Source organism: Methanobrevibacter sp. (genome assembly GCF_045646205.1).
Classification (GTDB): domain Archaea; phylum Methanobacteriota; class Methanobacteria; order Methanobacteriales; family Methanobacteriaceae; genus Methanocatella.
Map to the genome: position 1 here is coordinate 1 of NZ_JAZRKF010000047.1, position 19,769 is coordinate 19,769.

Sequence of the window (19,769 nt, forward strand, 5' to 3'; positions counted from 1 at the left end):
CTTCAGGTGGTTCTTGTGCTTTGTGTAGGCATTGCACTCTTCTTTCACCACTGGTGAATGTACCTTCCTGTTCACCCCAACCTGCTGCAGGAAGAACAACATCAGCACATTGTGCGGTATCGGTTAAGAAACATTCTTGTACAATCAACATTTCCAGATTAGCGAGTGCTTCTTTTGTATGTTGTACATCTGCATCAGATATAACAGGATCTTCCCCGTGGATGTATAATACTTTCAAATCACCAGCATGAGCGGCATTCATCATTTCAACTAAAGTTAAACCTGGAGTGGCCGGTAAGTTTACTTCATAACCTTCTCCACTGTAGTAATCATTAAACCATGCAGTAGTTTCCGGGTCTTTAACTTTTCTGTAACCTACATAATCGGAAGGTAATGCACCCATATCACAAGCACCTTGTACGTTGTTTTGTCCTCTTAATGGGTTTACACCAGTACCTTGTCTACCGATGTTACCGGTTAACATTGCGAGGTTTGCAGTGGACATAACGTTATCTGCACCGTGTGAGTGTTCGGTAATACCTAATGAGTATACGATAGCAGCTTTGTCAGCTGATGCGTATTCAACAGCTAATTTTTCAATTACTTCAGGTTTAATACCGGTAATTTCAGAAGCCATTTCTAAGTCGTATTTTTGTACAACTTCTTTCATTTCTTCGAAACCTTTGGTTCTGTTTTCAATGAATTCTTTGTCGTGTAAATCTTTATCGATGATTACTTTAATCATTGCGTTCATTAAAGCTACATCAGTACCGGTTTCAAATTGTACATATTCATCTGCGATTTTTGCAGTAGGAGTGAATCTTGGGTCTAATACAACTAATTTAGCACCGTTTTGTTTTGCTTGGATCATTTTACGTCCGAACAATGGGTGTGCTTCCATGTTGTTTGATCCGATACAGAATATGTAATCTGCTTCTTTAATACTGTCGAAACCGTTTGTCATAGCACCGGAACCGAAAGTGGTAGCTAAACCAGCTACAGTAGGTCCGTGACAAATACGTGCACAGTGGTCTACGTTTTGAGTACCACAAGCTACTCTTGCTAATTTCTGAGTAATGTAAATGTTTTCGTTAGGTGAACGAGCACATGCGTAGAATCCAACTTTGTTAGGATCTTCATCAGATACTTCTTTGAGTTTGTTAGCAACTAAATCTAATGCTTCATCCCAGGAAGCTTCTCTAAATTCACCATTTTCTTTAATTAACGGAGTAGTTAATCTGTCTTCTCTGTTAATGAACTGATATCCAAAGTTACCTTTTGGACATACTTTACCCTCGTTTACAGGGTGTCTTTTGTAAGGTTCTACCCCAATGATTTTGCCGTCTTTAACTACGAAATTAATACCACAACCGGTACCACAGTATGGGCAAATAGATGGGACATATTTAATCTCAACCATTTTATAATCTCCAAAATTTTTTCATATCGAAATAAAAAATTTTATAAGAAGCAGATGAGTGCTTCTTAAATTGTTTTCACACTTAATCTTTAAGATAAGTGAACCAGTATATACAAGCTACGAATACAGCTCCACCAACAATGTTTCCTAAAGTTACAGGAATTAAGTTGTTGATAATCATTGAGCCCCAGTTTACGCCTTCAGCACCTAAGAACATACCTAATGGTATGAAGAACATGTTTGCGACACTGTGCTCAAATCCGATGGTAACGAAAGCCATGATTGGGAACCAAATACCGACGATTTTACCGATGATATCGTCAGATGCATTAGCTAACCATACAGCTAAACATACCAACCAGTTACAACCAATTGCCTTAATAAATGCTTGGGCAAATGGCATTTTGACTTTTGCAGCAGCTACAGCAGTTGCTTTGGTTGCAAATGCTGAATCAGCCGGGAAGAGACCTCCCATGTAAGCAAGAACGAATGCAACAAATAAAGCACCGACAAAGTTGAAAATCCAACTTAATACCCAATTTTTTGCAAGTCCGCCTACAGATGCGGAACCGTCTAATACACCGATGGTCATGAACATGACGTTACCGGTGAATAACTCGGATCCTGCGAGTACTACAATAATCAAACCTACAGGGAACACTGCACCGAATACGAATTTTTCTAATCCGACAGGTGCTCCTGCAGCTAACATTCCTGCACTAGCGATTTCGGCTAGTAATCCTCCGAATGCGATATAAGCTCCTGCTAAGAAGGAGAGTAAAATCACATTTACAATATTTGCTGAGTTTTTAGCTCCAGCAGTTGCAGATATTGCTTTTGCAGTATCTACTGGACTTTTAAAAGATGAACTCATAATCTCAACCTCTTTTTTATCCCCTTATAAATTAATTTATAGTATAATACATATGAATCTGCCAAACAAACAATCCATTGTATTATGTTATTATATATAGTTATCATATAATAAAAAGGCTTTGTTATTGGAACGTAAAAGAAAATTTTAAATACTATTAAAAGAATATATAAAAAGTTAATGATAAATCATGATAGATAGTTGTTCATATCGATTCATTTTTATAAACTCTATTTGTAATGTTACGAATAAAATAATAAAAAAATAAATAAAAAAATAGTTTGAATTAACCCGATACCATTACTAATTCGCCCGTATTAGGATCCTCATAGACTTTTCCAACTTCATTAAAGCCACTATCTTCAATTCCGCCGGCATCAGAATAAGTCTGATTGAATGTATCAGCCGTTGAAACATCTTGAGTGTTCGGTGAATTTGAAATTAACTCGGGATTTGCAGATAAAGCCATAATAGCAAAAATTAAGAATCCTAAAGCTAAAACCAACATCGCATCTGAAAGATTGGTTAGACCAGACATTGGGTCATCATCGATGGAATCACTGATTCTTCGTTTTTTTCTAAGCATAAATTATCACTTCTGATTGTTCAATGATTCGAGTTCAACCTCAGCTAAAGTTTCAACTTCAATTAAATCTGATTCATACCACTGTTTTTTAAATTTAGAAATCAGATAACCGACACCACCAACAGCAAGCCCAGTAACAGTAGTATCAAAAGCTATAGTTAACGATTCCGCAAGAGTTGTTATATCACCACTGCCCAAAGCTGCAAGACCTGGCCCTAAAGGAATTAATGTGCCTAAAAGACCTAAAATAGGACCTAACCTGACTAGTATATCGGTTTTATTAGTACTCTTAATTAATCTGGTTTCTTCACTGGAAACTAACTCACTGGCCAAGGCTTCTCTTGCTTTTGTACCGATATCATGATTTTCTGCAATTTTTACAAGAACATCCTTTTGCCAATCAAACAAATTACTGTTATTTACATAGTCTTCAATTTCAGATGGAGAATCGGAAAATGAAATATCACGGACTAATTTTTCAAATTCGTCAGGTTTGATAGGTTTTCTTGAAAACCTTTCATTAATCATTCCTCCAAGACATAAAATGACTAAAACTACAAAAATTACCAAGATTATAACAACAGGAGTTAATAAACTCTCTGAAATTATATGAATTAATGAAGTTAAAGTTTCTGTACCTCGAATTATCATAAACTACCTCAAATTTTTTTTATCATTCCAATAAGATCCAATAATTAAAACAATGACAATTCCTATTATAACATATATTAGCTGATATGTTGGAGTTAATATTAAAAATGATGAAAACATTTTATAATCCAAATTCATAATAGAAACATAGGTTAAACCAAAAATAAAAATTAAAATTCCTGATAAAGACATGAACTCCCCAATTATAACATCATAGGGGCGCTTCGCAAAAATTAATAATTTAGAAGATTGAAATGCCACAATCATTACAATTATTGAAACAACAGATAACAATAAGCCATTAAATACATATTCATTCAATTGTGAAGCCAATAAAAATGATGTTATATAATATAATATTATAGTGGCTGAAATTACCGGCATTAATTTGATGTTAATCTTCAGATAAACAATCATTATAATAAATATTATTATAGAGATTAAAATGAAAATATATGCCAGATAATCACCTAAACTAAAAGTCAATAGGCTTGAAGTGAAAACCACAATAAATAAGATTATTCCTATCAACATAAATATCAGGCTACTTTTTATGTTATTTAATCTGAAATTACCGAAAAAAAGACCAATATTTGCTGAAAATAAAATTGTGGTAATTAATAAATAACTAAAAATCAAATCAAACATATTTATAGCTCATTAAATTATTATAATAAGTAATATAACAATATAAATATATAAACATATCGTTAATTAAAAAAAGAAAAATGAAACAGACTTTATTGTCCATTTCTTTTGTTTAACATGAATTTTACATCATCCCTATAATATAAGCCAATTACACAAAGGATTAATGCCAAAATAAAACCTATTCCAGCTATTCTAACAACTTCTTCATCAATATTCAAAGATTTAGCAACTGATTTTTTTGGAGTTGAATCAGATGCTGATTGCTGTGAATTATCACTTGATACCGCTTGAGAAGCTGACTGGCCAGAACTCTCGCTGCTTTGGGAAGATGCCTGTTCAACAGCATTATTTGAATCAGCGACATTTGCCGGATTCTGACTTTGAGGAGATCCGGAATTTTGATTTGTGGAAGTTCCATTTCCTTCAATCTGTTCTGAATTGCCATTTGTTCCATTTCCTGCACCAGATGAAGAATCATCATCTTTAGTCGGAACATCCGGAACTACAGGAACATCCGGAGTAACAGGAGCTGGCGGGACATAATCTTTCATTTGATATTCATAATTGTTATTGCTTTCAAAATAATCAAACACAAGATTTCCATCAGCATTTGCAACATTTATAGTGGCTTTTCCATCAGTTAATGTAGCATATTGCCAATTGCGGCCACCATTTGTTGAATATTTAAGCAATGAATTAGTTTTTATTCCATCGACGCTAACGGATAATGTATTGGAGTCCAGTTGATTTACGTTCATGTGATATTTTTTAAATTTGACTTTTTCACAAACACCATTAAATCTGGGATTATCAGAGGCAATCCAGTTAGTATCCAGTTCAATGTTCATGTAAATGCTGTCTCTTGCTAAAATATTAAAGTCCTTATTGTAAACAATGGAATTATTTCCAATGTTCAATACTCCAGAATCATCAGATTTACGATAATTTTCACCGAAATAAATACCATTTCCATTATTGCGCTGAATAGTATTATATTCAATGTTTAAACTATCATCACCAGCCATATCGATGAAAATACCGTTTTCATTCCTCTCCAAAGTATTTTCAAATACATTTGAATGTGACCCTGATTTGGCAAAACTGATAGCGTCATTTTCAGATTTTGAAATATAATTTGAAATAATCTGAGTATCTAAAACATTTTCATCAAGATAAATCCCATTATAATTATTTAAAAGATTGTTTGCTGAAATATTTGCATTATTTGAATTTTTTAAATAAATTCCATTATAATTATTAACAATGTCATTAAAGGAAACTTCAACATTATTGGAATTCTCTATAGCAATACCGTCAGATCCTCCGGAAATAACCAAGTTGGAAATCTTAACATCATCTGACTTTACAGATATAATCGGAGATTTGGAATTTCCATTAAAAACTGACTTTACAATACTGATAATGTTCAATGATTTTTCTACGTTAATAGCTACATCATTATATGTGCTTCCCGCAAAAATCAGAGTATCACCAGAATTTGCATCATCAATGATTTTTTGGATATCGCTTCCGGATAAGATATCTTTAATCAGTGTTCCCGTATTATGTGAAACATAAATCGTATTATCGTTAATCAGTTTTTGATTATTTAAATCCACATATGTGGTGGAAATTGGATATATCCCATCTTCAAGATTAATATCTAAAAATGCAAAACCGTCCAGGTCAGTTAATCTTGTATAATTAATTCCATTTACTGAAAAAATTATTGTCTGATTAATCAGCGGAGCATTGTCAGCTGATTTGAGTGATGCGTTGTATTCGAGATTATCTCCAAGTAAATCCGCATCCGAAGTATTCAATACGACATTGGAAATGTCAGTCAGATTATCCTCAGCACTGACAACATTGATTGAAACAATAATTATCAAAAGCGAAATTAAAATCATTTTCCTGTTCAGATTTTCACCTCCACTATAATCAATTGTAATATATGAATTACATTATCTCGATATAAGTATATAAATAATTCGACTGTATTTTTTAAAGAATTACAAAAATATTTGTCGAAATGAAGCTTAAAAAAATCGATTAAATAAAATAATAAAAATAATCAAAATAATAAAAAAAATAAAAATTATTAAATTAGTTTTAAATTTATGAAATAAAAATTAAATTATACTGATGAATATTATATCGAATGATAATAATCTTTATATAGGTTCCCAATTAAAAATTAATATTGCTAATAATTAATTAATGGCATATGAAAGTAATTATCTCATTAGTTTTATTAGTTCAGTTTAATAATATAAGGAGAGAAAAAAATATGAAAATTAATAATAAAATTTTAGCATTATTATTTGTTTTTATTGCTATTGTTTCTATTTCTGCAGTTTCTGCTGAAGATGTTGCAACCGATGATATTGTAGCAGCTCCAGTTGATGATGTTGCAGTTGTTGAAGCAAGTGCTGATGATGTATTAGCTGCAAGTCATGATGTACCTGCTAATGCAACAATGTCAGATATTGAAACTATAATAGCAAATACTAGTGCTGGTGACACACTTAATTTCGCAGAAAATGCAGTATATGATTTCGGCAATAATAGTAGTCCTATTACAATTGCACACACCCTTATCTTACAGGGTAACAATGCAACCATTAAAGGTTATCAAGGATTCCTTTTCCAAGCTGATGAAGAAAGCGTTGCCGGATCACAAGTATACAACATGAACTTTGAAGTTTACCAACCAGTCCTCTGGAACGGTCGTGCACTAGACTTCAGAGGTGGAAGTGACTACATTATAGAAAACTGTACATTCAGAAATGGTAACTCAGGAATTTATGTACAAAGACCTAAAGGTAATGTAACTATCAACAATAACTACTTCTTCGCTGATGAAGGTGCAACAAATGCAAGTACCATTAAAAAAGATTTCTCAAAACAAGAAACCGGTTCAAAAGCAATTAACCTTATGGGTGGTTCAGGCATTACTATTACAAATAACTTCTTTGAAGGAGACTATCTTGATGCTATATCCATTGCATCCGGTGCTTCCAATGTAGAAGCATATGAAAATATCATGTTTGGTGTATGGTACGGTGTCTTCTACGGTGGTGGAATTACCAATATTACAATGGAAAGAAATGTATTTGAAAATTCAAAAGCATTCGCTATGGGAATTATTAAAGCAGCAGGAAATTCCGAAATACATGATAATATTTTCATTACACCAGAAAATGAAACTGCAATTTTCGTACAAGAAGGTAATACCGCTCACGGTGCTCCAAGTAGAATCGAAACTATCCACATTGACGATAATGAATTCTATGGCGAAAATACCGTAGCTGTTGCTTCCCAAAGTGAAGGCGGTATGATTACTCCTAAAGGAGAATTTACTGTAACCGATAATGACATTGAAGAAGGCGTTACCGTATTCTTCTTTAACGATAACAACACATACACTTTCTCAACCAGCAACTTTATATCTACAGACAAACATGTTTATATCGAAAACAACAATGTGATGAAAAAAGATGAAGGAATCATCAATATTGATGAAGAATCAGTGAATTTAATTTTACCAGAAGATGCAACCGGATACTTATTAGTTGACGTTGATGGCGTTGGTTATTATGTTCCTGTTGAAGTTGGTGAAGCAGAATTTGAAATACCTCTATTAGCACCAGGAGAATATATTGTAATCGCTACTTACACTGGTGATGAAATATATGAGGAATTCACTGAAATTGCAAACATTACTATTGAAGAACCTGCTGAAACTATTATCAGTGAAGATTTAATTAAAATCGAAAAAGCTCCAGATACATTTGATGCTACTTTCACTGATGAAAATGGTACTGCATTAGCTAATACCAAAGTTACATTCGAAATTATGGGTGGTAGCTACACTAGAACCACTGATGCTAACGGTACTGCACATATGGCGATTGGTTTAGAAGCTGGTGAATACACAATTACCATGACTAACCCAGTTACTGGTGAAGTAAAAGAAAATGTTATTATTGTTTTACCAAGAATTATAGCTAGTGATTTAACCAAATACTACAAAAACGAATCACAATTCATTGTTGTACTTTTAGATGATGAAGGTAATCCTGTTAAAGCTGGTGAAACAGTAACATTCAACATCAACGGAGTATTCTACAACAGAACAACCGATGCAAATGGTACAGCTAAGTTAAATATTAATTTACGTAATGATACTTATATTATTACATCTGAATACAAAGGTTGTCAAGTTGCTAATAACGTCACTGTTTTACCTATTTTAACTGCTAAAGACTTAACCAAAAAATACGGTACTCCTGATCAATTTGAAGCAACTTTAGTTGATGGCCAAGGTAAACCTTTCGCTAATCAAACAGTAGCATTCAACATCAACGGAGTATTATATCAACGTACTACAAACAGTGATGGTATTGCAAAATTAAACATTAACTTACAAGCAGGCGAATACATTATAACTTCATACTATGACGATTTCAGCATAGCTAACAAAGTTACTGTAACTGCTTAAGATGAGAAGTTTTACTTCTCATATTTTTTATTTTTTAATAATTAACCACATTCATATCATTAAATAAAAAATTAGTTTTAACCTTTATTTTTAATATAATTTAAACTAATAAATCAATACAACCATTAATAAATATTAATTTTGATTATTTTTTTAAAAAATAATTATTATAACAATTATTAAGATAATAGAATATTTTTAATAATATGAACTATAATATATATCAATAGTTATAATTCTATTCAAATATGGGAGGATTAAATTTTATGAATTATAAAAAATTATTATTAATCTTTTTAAGTATTGCAATAATATTTACATTTTCCTCAGCTGTAATGGCAGATGAAAATCTTACCAGTCCAGGAAATGCAATCATTGTTGTAGACGGTTCATCCGTTAATCAGATGAATGAACCGACGATTCAAACTGCAATTGATATTGCCAATGCCGGAGATACAATTGAAATCACCGGTACCAATTACGAACACTGTCACTTCATAGTAGATAAGCAACTGACAATAGTCAGCAAAGTAGGTACACAAATGAGTACCTGTCCATCAAATATCAAAGGTTCTGACGGTGTTGGAATATTTTACTTTAATGAAAATGCATCAGGATCAGTGTTATCCGGATTTACATTTTCAAATGACGCTGCTAAAAGAGGAAGCGTAGATCCATATGCAATATATATCAATGGTGCAAGTAACATCGAGATAACAAACTGTAACATTAAAGAAGTTACAGACGGTCCGGGAATTTATGTAGTCAACGGGTCAGACATTAACATCAATCATGACACCATTAAAAAATCACAAAAAGGAATTTATATAACCGACAGTAATGGCATTAACATAGCCCACTCCATAATAAATCAGAATAATGAAGCGGGAATTTATTTTGGAGAAAACGTTGAAAATTCATCAATTGTCGACAATACAATTTATTTGAATAACTGGAAAGGAATATACTACGGATCCTGTGTAAACAGCAATGTTACAAGCAACAATATCTCAGATAACAGGGACAATAAGGCCCAGTCAAGAGCAACACAGGGTACAGGAATATATGTTGACTCAAAAATGGAATATTTAAGAATCAGAGGAAACACCATTAGTCAAAACGGTAATTACGGAATATTCAACAGTTATCTAACTGTCCCAAGTATTGATAAAGTAAAAAGCTATGATGATATTGAAAAAATACAGGAGATAGATGAAAACATCTTTGTAAGACACCTGACAAGATGTATTTACACACAGCAAACAAAAGAGGGCGGAACTTACACGCTATATGTAAAAAGTAACTTTTATGCCATGGAAACATTCTGTCCAAGTACCTACTACGAACCGGGAGTGCTTAGAAAAAGCAATGAAAGGGACTTGGTTTTCAGTGAAATAAAAGAAACAGACCCTGGAATTTATAATATTTCATTTATCAAAAAGAACACTGGAGAAATTGCAACATACCTAAATACAACAAACATCACATTTTTCCTAAATAAGGCTACAACAAGAGCAGGTATTGAACCAGGCGATCAGGCAAAAATCATTACAGTAGTTAATGGAACTGCAACAGTTGACTTTACCGATGCAAAATATAAATCAAAAGGAAATACAATAACTGCAATAAGTATCGGTTACGGTGCAATTGACGTTAAAATAACAACAGACAGATTATCTGCAATATATAACGTTCCAAACGAGAACATTCCAAACGGAACTGTCGTTTCAGAAACCCAATTGACTGGTGAAGATTTAATCAAATATTGTGGAAATGAAAATCCGTATACAGTTACATTAATGGACGGTGACGGAAATTACCTGGCTAACCAGAAGATTATTTTAAATTTTAATGGAATGAACTATACCAGAACAACAAATGAAAACGGTACCGCCAAATTAAACATTAACGTCAATCCTGGAGAATATACAATAACAGCCCTATTTAATGGAACAGACGACTACCCTACATCAAATACAACTAATACAATCACAATATTATCCACAATTGACAGCAAAGACCTTACAAAAATGTATAGAAATGCTACCCAATATTTAGCAACATTTATGGATAGTGAAGGAAACCTGTTAAAAAATCAGACTGTAACATTCAACATTAACGGAGTATTCTACGAAAGAAAAACAAACGAAAATGGTACCGCCAAATTAAACATTAACTTGGAACCTAAAGAATACATCATAACCGCATACAATCCGGTTACAAAAGAGCAGAAAGCAAATAATATTACTGTATTGTCATTAATAAGCGAAAACAAAGACATAGTGAAATATTTCCGTAACGGCACCCAGTATATTGTCAGACTGCTTGACGATGAAGGCAACCCTGTTAAAGCAGGAGAGGTTGTAACATTCAACATTAACGGAGTATTTTATGAAAGAAAAACTAATGAAAGCGGATATGCTAAGTTAAACATTAATTTGGAACCTAAAGAATACATCATTACTGCCGAATACAAAGGATGCAGAGTGTCAAACAACATTACCGTATTATCCATCTTAACTGCTGAGGATATGGTAAAAGAATACGGCACTGTTGAAAAATTCAAAGTCAAACTGGTTGATGGTGAAGGAAAACCTGCAGACGGAGAAATCATAACATTTAATGTTAATGGAGTATTCTACGAAAGAACAACAAACAGCAGCGGAATAGCTGGATTGAATATCAGACTGCCTGTTGGCAAATACATAATAACCTCCATCTATAATGAAGCCATGATTGCAAATAGCATCGAAGTTTTAGAAACTTTGGAAGTTACTCCCGGTTTATCAAATACACAGATTCAATCAATATTAGATTCCGTTACAGATAAAGTAGCTGTTAAATTTATGGGAAGTGAATACTCTGACATTTCACTAAAAATAAATAAAGCTATTTTATTTGATGGAAATAATGCTGTATTAAACGGTAAATTAGATTCAGATGTCATCACAGTTAACTGCGACAATGCAATTATAGAAAATGCAAAAATTAATGCGAATAATGGGTCTGGAATTGTATCAAAAAATGTGAAAAATACAGTCATTAAAAATAATGAAATAATCAACACAGCATCTCGAAGCAAAATTGATAGGTACAATTCTACTGAAGTCTTGTTTAAAGGAAATGCCATAGATGTTTCAGGGCAGAATACCAAAATTTCCGGCAATACGATTACTAAATTCAGAAATGGAATATACCTTAAAAATGCAGATACGACAACAATAAAAGAAAATAAAATATCTGAAAATAATTTTGGAGTGGAATTCGACACAAATGTTCAAAATACAGATATTTTAAACAATAATATTTCAAACCAACAAGGCTGGATTACCTTTGATATGGTGGAAGGTCCTTACGGATACGGAATCAGTGTCAGACACTCAGGAATTAACATAAATATCATTGACAATCTGATTAATGAAAACTATATGGGAATATTTCTAGACTCTGCAAACTCTTCAGGAATTGTTATCAGAGGAAATGAAATCAGGGAAAGTATAGTTGAAGGTTTTACCGCCAATGAAAATTATACCCCTGCAAGCGGAGCTACATTAATTGTGGAAAACAATGCATTATACAACAATGCAAAAGGTCCAAGTTTAATGATTTTAGGAGAAGTCAGCGCAAATCCTGCAGGAATTTATGGTCCTGGAGAGTGGGATGATAACTTGAAACTCCAATTAGGTCCAAACTGGTATGGAACAACAATATACACAAAATGGGGCGAAAACAACACCGGTCCGGGAACAATATGTCCAAGAATAAAGACCACATTGATTGACTGTCAGCTGACAAGCATAGGAGACGGGAAATATAATGTCAGTTTTATTGATAACGGCAAAATCGTATCTGAATTACCCGATTTCACATACCACTTTACATTAAACGCATATACCGATTTACAGCAGGAAGTAATAGCTTATGCACATGATGGAGTGGCTACAATATCCTTTGAAAAGAAAAACTTTTATTCAACAGGAAACATTATTGAAGGATCATCAGGTTCCCTATTTGACAGTGAAAGGCCATTCAGCGTGACATTTACTTATAATGTTCCGGATTCTGAAATTCCAAAATAGAAAAAAATTAGAGATAGTAATTAATTTTACTATCTTATTTAATTATTCATCAATTACTTCGTAGTAAGCACCTTCAACACAAGGTTTACATGCAGGTTTACCATCAACCATCAAATGACGACCGTCAGTTACCTTATCGCCACAAATGGAACAGATTTCAGTGGTGTGTGGTTTACCAGGCATTTGTGCTTCGGTCAGCTCAACTTTAACTTTTTGTACGTCAAACAACTCTTCAGGAGGAGTGATTTTGAATCTTTCAATCATTTCGTCACGGGTTTCTTTTTTCTTATCTTTTCTGTTTGCATCAGCATCGATAATTCTTAAAGCTTCGCCAGTATCCATATTATAGAATGTTGCTGCAAATTTACCATAATAAGCCTGTTTAAGTGAACGTTTACCCATTGAACATTTTGTAACTGCCTGAACAGCATCAGCCATACATCTGTCAATTTCCAAAATAACAATCAAGTTTTTATGACGCATGTTCAATTCCATGCCCATCAATTCCAAACCGTACATTGCAAGTTTAGTACCGATAGCTATTCCTCCACAGATTTCGCCGTGGAATTCACCGGCCATTTTTAACTGTTCTTCATAATCTTTCTGATTCATTTAATATCACCTAATTTTAAATTTGTTTTTAAAGGAACACAAACTTTCCTATTATCGTCAATATTTATTAATTTAACATCAATTGAATAAGCTTTTCTAAGGTTTTCCTCCGTTACCACATCATCAGGCTTTCCAAAATCTATAAAGGATTTGTCTTTCATAATAGCTACTTTTGTCGAACTTAGAAATGCATGATCCGGGAAATGTGATGACATTATAATGGATAAACCTGATTTAGCCAGGTTATCAATTATTTCTAAAAGTTTTATCTGATTTCCAAAATCCAGATGTGATGTCGGCTCATCCAAAATCAGTATATCGGGCTGCTGACACAATATTCTTGCCAGAAATACCAGCTGACGCTCACCGCCACTTAAGTTAGTATACTCTTTATCTTTTAAATCTTCTATTCCTAAAGTTTTAAGGGCGTTTAATGCAATTTCCTCATCTTCTTTTTTGGGAGTGTCTGTCAGATTCAAATAAGGAGCTCTTCCCATCAGTACAACGTCAAATACGGAAAATGGAAATGTGGGAACATGTGACTGAGGAATATAACCGATATGTCTTGATATTTGAGCAAATGACAGGTCTTTAATATCCTTTCCGTCAATCAGTATTTCACCGGAATCGATTTCATGAATACGGTTAAGACATTTAATCAGCGTAGTTTTTCCGGTTCCGTTTGGTCCGAGTATACATAAGACATCACCCTTATCAACAGAAAAACTGATATTATCAAATATTAATTCATCCTCGTAGGAAAATGAAATGTTTTTAACATCTAAGACCATTCTGAATACCCCCTCCTAAGTAAATAAAGGAAAATCGGAACACCAATGACTGCAGTCAATATACCGATTGGAATTTCAATTGAAATCACGACTCTTGAAATATTGTCAATCAACAGCAAAAAACTTGCACCGAGACTTAAGGATGCCGGAAGCAATACCTTGTTATCCGGGCCTACAATCATTCTTGCCATATGAGGAATAATCATACCGATCCAACCGATGATACCGCTTATGGATACGGCAGCAGATGTCAATAATGTACAGGCTGCAATAATGATTAATCTGACTCTTGAAGGGTTTAAACCTAAGGACTGTGCTTCCTCATCACCCATGGCCAATATATTCATCTGCCATCTGAGCAAATAAAGAATAATGAAACCTATAAACAAAGGAATGATAATCATGATTATTTCATTCATTGTAACGGATGCCAAGCTTCCCATTAACCAGTATACGATTTCCGGCAGTTTGTCTTCAGGATCTGCTATGAACTTAATTCCTGATATCAATGAGTTGAAAAATGCTGAAATTGCAACACCGGAAAGTACCAAAATTAAAATTCCTCCAGCCTTGTATGCCTTTGAAATCAAATAGGTTATTGAAACTGAAATAATACCGAAAACAAAAGCAAAAACTTGAATGACAACGCTAGATCCACTCAATAAAATAGCCAAAGCCGCTCCGAATCCCGCACCGTTTGATACACCCAAAAGGTCTGAAGATACCAATGGGTTTTTAAATATTCCCTGAAATGCCGTACCTGCCATTGCAAGTGAAGCTCCCACTAAAAGAGCTGCTAAAATTCTTGGAAGCCTGATTTGCCAAACAATAGTATTGACAGTGGATGAAACAGTCAGCTGTGGGAAAAGCGGGCTTAAAATTGTTTTGACTACATCAACAGGACTGATTGGATATCTTCCCATTAAAAAGGATGCGAAAAAAAGAATTATAGGTAAAAATACCAAAAGTACAAAACTTATAATTTCTTTATTTTCCTTATCCATAAAATCATCCTAGAAATTTTCTTCTTTAAGGCCTGAATCCAGTAAAATCTGTTTTGCCTGTTCGTCTGATAAATCGAAGTGGTAGAAGTTTGAGTAAAACTCTTTTGTTGCACTTAACATGTCAATATCAGAATATTGATCAGGATATATGACTTTTGCAGTCCAAGGAACACCGATAATCATATTTGCACCGACAGGCCTGTCAAACCATTTAAATGGAGATTGCGGTGATAAATATACTTCATGGTTTTTAACTGCATTAATGCCTGCCCAATTTGAATCGTTATAGACTTTTGCATAAAAATCAGGGTCAGTTGTAATGATAACATCCGGATTCCAGCTGATAACCTGTTCTATTGATACCTGAACGCCGCTGGTGGTATTTCCCTGACTTAATGAGTCAGCAACATTTTTTCCTCCAACCAAATCAATCAGCTGTCCGTGAACAGAACCTGAAGGATTAGTTTTCAAACCGTCATTTCCTTCCGCATAATAAACGTTTTTCTTATCTGTTATTTGAGGAGATTTCTTGTGAACAATGTCTAAATACTTATCATTGAAATCTGTCAATTTTTTGGCATTGTCCTGTGCACCGATAACCTCGCCGATAAATGTAATGGATGTATCGACTTTTTCAACGCTTGTAGTATCGTTTACTGCAACTACAGGAATTTTACCGAATTTTGTTTGTCTTTCATTGACTGTGGATAAATCTCCGTCGCCTCCTTCATCAATAGACTCTATAACAATGTCCGGTTCTGATGCTATAAACTCCTCATAACTTCCGTCCTGAGTTCCATACCAACCGCCGATATTTGGCAATCCCTGATACTGTGAAGGAACATAAACCTTTTCACTATCGGTCCACTCAAAATTTAAAGCAGTTAATTTTTCCGGAGCAATCATATAAATTACAGTAGTCATCGGAGGGGAAGTGGCAACCACTTTATTAAGTGAAGCAGGTATTTCAATTGCTCTACCAATCATGTCTGTGATATTTTTAGCTCCTGAATTTTCAACAGTTGAAGGAGTTAAAAATAAATGAGTTGCAACCCCCGCTACAATCAAAAGAGCTAAAATTAAAATAACAATTTTACTTTTCTTTTCCATATCAACCACATAATAATCTTTGATATGAATATTTATTCTCAACATATTAAATAATTTACGAAATAGCTAAGTTTAATAAATTTAAAAATTATATGTTTTTAATAACAGGAGTTATAACTATGAAAATCGAAGAAATTGATGCAATACATTTCAAGAACAATCAAGCACAGGAAGCAAAAGAAAATGTTGTTCAGGATGAAACAATCACGTTAACGATTAATAATGACATCAGCAGAAGCCTGTCTGCAATTGAAGACTCTCTTGAGGAATTTGCTGTAGGATATATGTTTAATGAGAATATGGTTGATTCAATGGATGCGATAAAAGAGATTAAAATTGAAGGAAATCAGATTTATGCTGAAATTGATGATACCCTTCTTAAAACAAACGAAACCGTTTTATGTTCAGATTCCGCAGGAGGCTGGAGAAGTAAAATAAAGACAGTAAAAGAAGTGAAATCCGATTTTCAGGTGTCAGTTCATGAACTGATTGACAGGATTGAAGAGCTTAAAGACAATGCTGAAATCTGGCAGGCCACCGGAGGAACTCACGTTGCAGGAATCGTCCATAATGGACAGTTTGTCGTTAAGGAAGACGTAAGCAGACATGTTGCAGTCGATAAGGTAATCGGTTACGGCCTTTTGCATGATTTTGATCTATCAAATTCCTATGTGATTTACAGCGGAAGAATGCCTGCGGACATGGTTATTAAAATGACACGTGTCGGTGTTCCAATTCTGGCTTCAAATGCAGCTCCTGCAAATTCAGGTTATAATATAGCTAAAAAAGGTAACGTTACATTGGTAGGATTTTTACGCGGTGAAAGGTGTAATATTTATAATAATCAAAATAGAGTAATTTTTGACTAAATTACTCTAATACAGTGTGTCTTGCTTTTAAATCACTTTCAGTCTGATGCATCTTTTCCATTAATTCAGATACGATTGCATCTAAAAATACAAGAGTGGTTAACTCGAAAGCAGTACCTAAAGGAGTTAAAGAAGTATAATTTCCGTAAATTTGACGTTTCATATAATTTTCATCGTCAACTTCCTGTTTGGTCCTTCCTTTAACTAAAAGACAGGTATCTGCCAATTGACCTAAAGTTGATTCGGGGTATGATGTAACCGCCAAAACTCTAGAACCTCTTTTTTTCGCAATATTAGCAGCAGATACAATAGTATTGGTTTCACCTGATCCTGAAATAGCCACGATACAGTCATTTTCATAAATAGCCGGTGAAATAGTTTCTCCAACGACATACGCACTAACGCCCAAATGCATTAATCTCATTGCAAAAGCTTTTGCAGCAAGCCCTGACCTTCCAGCACCGGTAACGAAGACATTTTTTGATTCAATAATAATATCTTCAAATTTATCAATAGATTCTTCATCTAAAAATTCCTCAGCACTAACAATATTTCCTATAATCGCCTTGATTGAGCTTTTCATTAATTCCATTATATCATTCCTAAAAACACTAGATTAAATATATGATTATACTTCAATATATAATTAATGAAACTTGAAAGTAAGGGACTGATTAGTTTAGAGATAAATGGTGAAATTTATGGTTATAAATTATACCAAAGTTTGGAATCATTGAACAGAACCCATTCACAAAGAAAATCCGCTAAGGAATTAAATATTGCCCATACCGTATTTAACAGAAGAATACTTAAGGCCGAAAAACAGTTAGGTATTAAACTGACTGAAAAGAAAGGAAACGGTAGTGTTCTTACAGATGACGGCATTAGACTTTTAGAGGAATACAGAAAATATTTAATTCAGATTGCCGAACCGGACAACATCAATATTGCCGGAGGTCACATCAGCTCCAGTCTTTTGGAAAGCATTGACTTGCCTTTCAATATTAACGTTTACAGCAGCACTGACGAGGATGCATTCAAATTAGCCAGAAGAGGTGTTGTCGATTTATTGACATTGGATGATCCGCTAATCGCTTATGAAAGGGACATAAACTTTATTCCAATAGCTTATGACCATCTTGTTTTAATTTCAAGCCCTGATGCATCAGAAATCAGAAGCATTAAAGATTTGGACAACCTGAATTTTGTAAAAGTAGCAGGATCCGCCCAAAGGCTTGCCTGGAACAGTCTGGAACATTATGATTTAAAATACAATATTGAACATGAAGTCAATTCACAGTTCGATGCTTTCAAACTGGTTAAAAATTCAAAAAATTTACACAGTTTCGTTAATGCCAGTTTTTTCAATGGAAATGACATATTAAAATTTGATACACGCCATGTAATCAGTTTAGTTAAAGTTAACGATGATGATCCTAAAACTGACGATTTCATTAATTATTTATTGACTAAAGCACAAAAAGACATTGAAAAACAGGGTTTTATTCCTATGGATTAATACTCCTCAACTGCTCTCACCAACATTATTTATACTTCAAAAACAAATCATATATTACACCTCATCTTTAAGTTGTGAAATTTCATTCATATCCATATGAGATTTTACAAATTATTAAATTAATACTAAAAATAAATACAAAAAAGGCGATAATTATGGTAAAAAGCACAGATTTACTTGCAATTGGTCATGCAGCTCATGATTATATTATTAGAGTACCTACATTTCCAAAAGCCAATTTTTCATCTCCAATAACTGATATGAAAACCTTTAATGGCGGTGCAGCAGCTAACGTTGCTTGCGTTGGAGCAAATCTCGGATTGAAAACCGCTTTAGTTTCAGCAGTCGGCGGAGATTTTAAGAAAACAGAATACTTTGAACATATGGAAGATTTAGGTGTTGATACTGAATCATTAATAGTTGTTCCTGGAGAAAAAACTCCTACAGCATTTGTTTTAACTGATGATAATTCCGACCAAATCAGTTACTTCTATTGGGGTGCTGCAAAAGAATTCGCTGGCAGTAAAGTACCTGCACGTGCGATTAAAGATGCTCAGGCAGTGCACTTGGCAACAGGAGACCCAGAATTCAATTGGAAATGCTCTGAAGAAGCTAAAAATGAAGATTTGCTTGTTTCATTTGACCCTGGTCAAGACCTTGGAATGTATGATACTAAAAAATTAAGAGACGTTATTGAAAATTCAACCATTCTTTTTGCAAATCATCATGAAATTGAAAGAATATTGGATTCATTAGAAACTGATTTGACTGGTTTAAGAGAATTAGGTCCTAAAATAATCGTTAAAACCTGTGGAGCTAACGGAAGCGAAATCTATTCCAGTGAAGATAAAATTAAAATTGATGCCATTGACGTTAACGTGGTTGATCCTACCGGTGCAGGAGATTCCTACAGAGCAGGATTTTTATCAAGATTCTTAAATGGAGAATCCTTAGAGGAATCTGCTAAATTTGCATCAGCAGTTTCATCATTTATTATTGAGCATCAAGGTTGTCAGACTAACATGCCTAGTTTTGATGACGCATTTGAAAGAATGAATGAGTTTTATTAAACTCATTTTACTTATTTTTTTGATAATTA

The 19,769-nt window shown here is 33.7% G+C and carries 16 protein-coding genes; 5 read left to right on the plus strand and 11 right to left on the minus strand.

From position 1 onward, the window contains the following. The 6 genes from fdhF to ACKI44_RS08610 form a co-directional block, all read right to left on the minus strand. On the minus strand, positions 1 to 1,420 hold a 1,420-nt coding region (gene fdhF, locus ACKI44_RS08585), incomplete at its 3' end, for a formate dehydrogenase subunit alpha (RefSeq protein WP_407423463.1). Positions 1,421 to 1,502: 82 nt separating this feature from the next. Then, entirely contained in the window at positions 1,503 to 2,294 is a 792-nt protein-coding gene (locus tag ACKI44_RS08590; RefSeq protein ID WP_407423465.1) for a formate/nitrite transporter family protein, read from the minus strand. Between the two features lie 286 nt (positions 2,295 to 2,580). After that, positions 2,581 to 2,880: a DUF2149 domain-containing protein gene (locus ACKI44_RS08595; RefSeq protein ID WP_407423467.1), complete on the minus strand. Its 300-nt coding sequence runs from the start codon at positions 2,878 to 2,880 to the stop codon at positions 2,581 to 2,583. A 6-nt stretch (positions 2,881 to 2,886) separates the two neighbouring features. Next, positions 2,887 to 3,531, minus strand: a complete 645-nt coding sequence (locus tag ACKI44_RS08600) for a MotA/TolQ/ExbB proton channel family protein (RefSeq protein WP_407423469.1) — start codon at positions 3,529 to 3,531, stop codon at positions 2,887 to 2,889. 3 nt (positions 3,532 to 3,534) lie between these two features. After that, positions 3,535 to 4,179 carry a peptide ABC transporter permease gene (locus ACKI44_RS08605; protein ID WP_407423471.1) on the minus strand — a complete coding sequence of 215 codons (645 nt, stop codon included), beginning with the start codon at positions 4,177 to 4,179 and terminating at the stop codon, positions 3,535 to 3,537. A gap of 92 nt (positions 4,180 to 4,271) precedes the next feature. After that, positions 4,272 to 6,074: a nitrous oxide reductase family maturation protein NosD gene (locus tag ACKI44_RS08610; RefSeq protein ID WP_407423473.1), complete on the minus strand. Its 1,803-nt coding sequence runs from the start codon at positions 6,072 to 6,074 to the stop codon at positions 4,272 to 4,274. Between the two features lie 398 nt (positions 6,075 to 6,472). Here ACKI44_RS08610 and ACKI44_RS08615 point away from each other — a divergent pair, with 398 nt between their 5' ends. Beyond that, the gene (locus ACKI44_RS08615; protein ID WP_407423475.1) at positions 6,473 to 8,686 is read left to right on the plus strand and encodes a right-handed parallel beta-helix repeat-containing protein; all 2,214 of its coding nucleotides are present in this window, start codon (positions 6,473 to 6,475) and stop codon (positions 8,684 to 8,686) included. A 266-nt stretch (positions 8,687 to 8,952) separates the two neighbouring features. Beyond that, positions 8,953 to 12,765, plus strand: a complete 3,813-nt coding sequence (locus ACKI44_RS08620; protein ID WP_407423477.1) for a right-handed parallel beta-helix repeat-containing protein — start codon at positions 8,953 to 8,955, stop codon at positions 12,763 to 12,765. Between the two features lie 42 nt (positions 12,766 to 12,807). On the opposite strand, the gene ACKI44_RS08625 is transcribed toward ACKI44_RS08620, so the two are convergent. The 4 genes from ACKI44_RS08625 to ACKI44_RS08640 are packed head-to-tail and all read right to left on the minus strand — an operon-like array spanning position 12,808 to position 16,282. Next, positions 12,808 to 13,377 carry an FmdE family protein gene (locus ACKI44_RS08625; protein WP_407423480.1) on the minus strand — a complete coding sequence of 190 codons (570 nt, stop codon included), beginning with the start codon at positions 13,375 to 13,377 and terminating at the stop codon, positions 12,808 to 12,810. Next, the gene (locus ACKI44_RS08630; protein WP_407423482.1) at positions 13,374 to 14,168 is read right to left on the minus strand and encodes an ABC transporter ATP-binding protein; all 795 of its coding nucleotides are present in this window, start codon (positions 14,166 to 14,168) and stop codon (positions 13,374 to 13,376) included. Before ACKI44_RS08630 ends, ACKI44_RS08625 begins: the two co-directional genes overlap by 4 nt. Next, positions 14,159 to 15,172, minus strand: coding sequence for a FecCD family ABC transporter permease (locus tag ACKI44_RS08635; protein WP_407423484.1), 1,014 nt, complete (start codon positions 15,170 to 15,172; stop codon positions 14,159 to 14,161). The genes ACKI44_RS08630 and ACKI44_RS08635 overlap by 10 nt, the downstream gene beginning before the upstream one ends. Before the next feature lie 9 nt (positions 15,173 to 15,181). After that, complete coding sequence (locus ACKI44_RS08640) at positions 15,182 to 16,282, minus strand: ABC transporter substrate-binding protein (protein ID WP_407423486.1); 1,101 nt, start codon at positions 16,280 to 16,282, stop codon at positions 15,182 to 15,184. Between the two features lie 119 nt (positions 16,283 to 16,401). Here ACKI44_RS08640 and fdhD point away from each other — a divergent pair, with 119 nt between their 5' ends. Beyond that, positions 16,402 to 17,151 (plus strand): formate dehydrogenase accessory sulfurtransferase FdhD, encoded by a 750-nt coding sequence (fdhD, locus tag ACKI44_RS08645; RefSeq protein ID WP_407423488.1) that lies wholly within the window; start codon positions 16,402 to 16,404, stop codon positions 17,149 to 17,151. A 1-nt stretch (position 17,152) separates the two neighbouring features. On the opposite strand, the gene hxlB is transcribed toward fdhD, so the two are convergent. Further along, positions 17,153 to 17,743 carry a 6-phospho-3-hexuloisomerase gene (gene hxlB, locus ACKI44_RS08650; RefSeq protein WP_407423490.1) on the minus strand — a complete coding sequence of 197 codons (591 nt, stop codon included), beginning with the start codon at positions 17,741 to 17,743 and terminating at the stop codon, positions 17,153 to 17,155. A 57-nt stretch (positions 17,744 to 17,800) separates the two neighbouring features. Between hxlB and ACKI44_RS08655 the strand changes: the two genes are divergently transcribed. Both ACKI44_RS08655 and ACKI44_RS08660 read left to right on the plus strand, forming a co-directional pair. After that, the gene (locus ACKI44_RS08655) at positions 17,801 to 18,670 is read left to right on the plus strand and encodes a LysR family transcriptional regulator (protein ID WP_407423492.1); all 870 of its coding nucleotides are present in this window, start codon (positions 17,801 to 17,803) and stop codon (positions 18,668 to 18,670) included. Between the two features lie 155 nt (positions 18,671 to 18,825). Beyond that, positions 18,826 to 19,740 (plus strand): carbohydrate kinase family protein, encoded by a 915-nt coding sequence (locus ACKI44_RS08660; protein WP_407423494.1) that lies wholly within the window; start codon positions 18,826 to 18,828, stop codon positions 19,738 to 19,740. Positions 19,741 to 19,769: the final 29 nt, after the last annotated feature.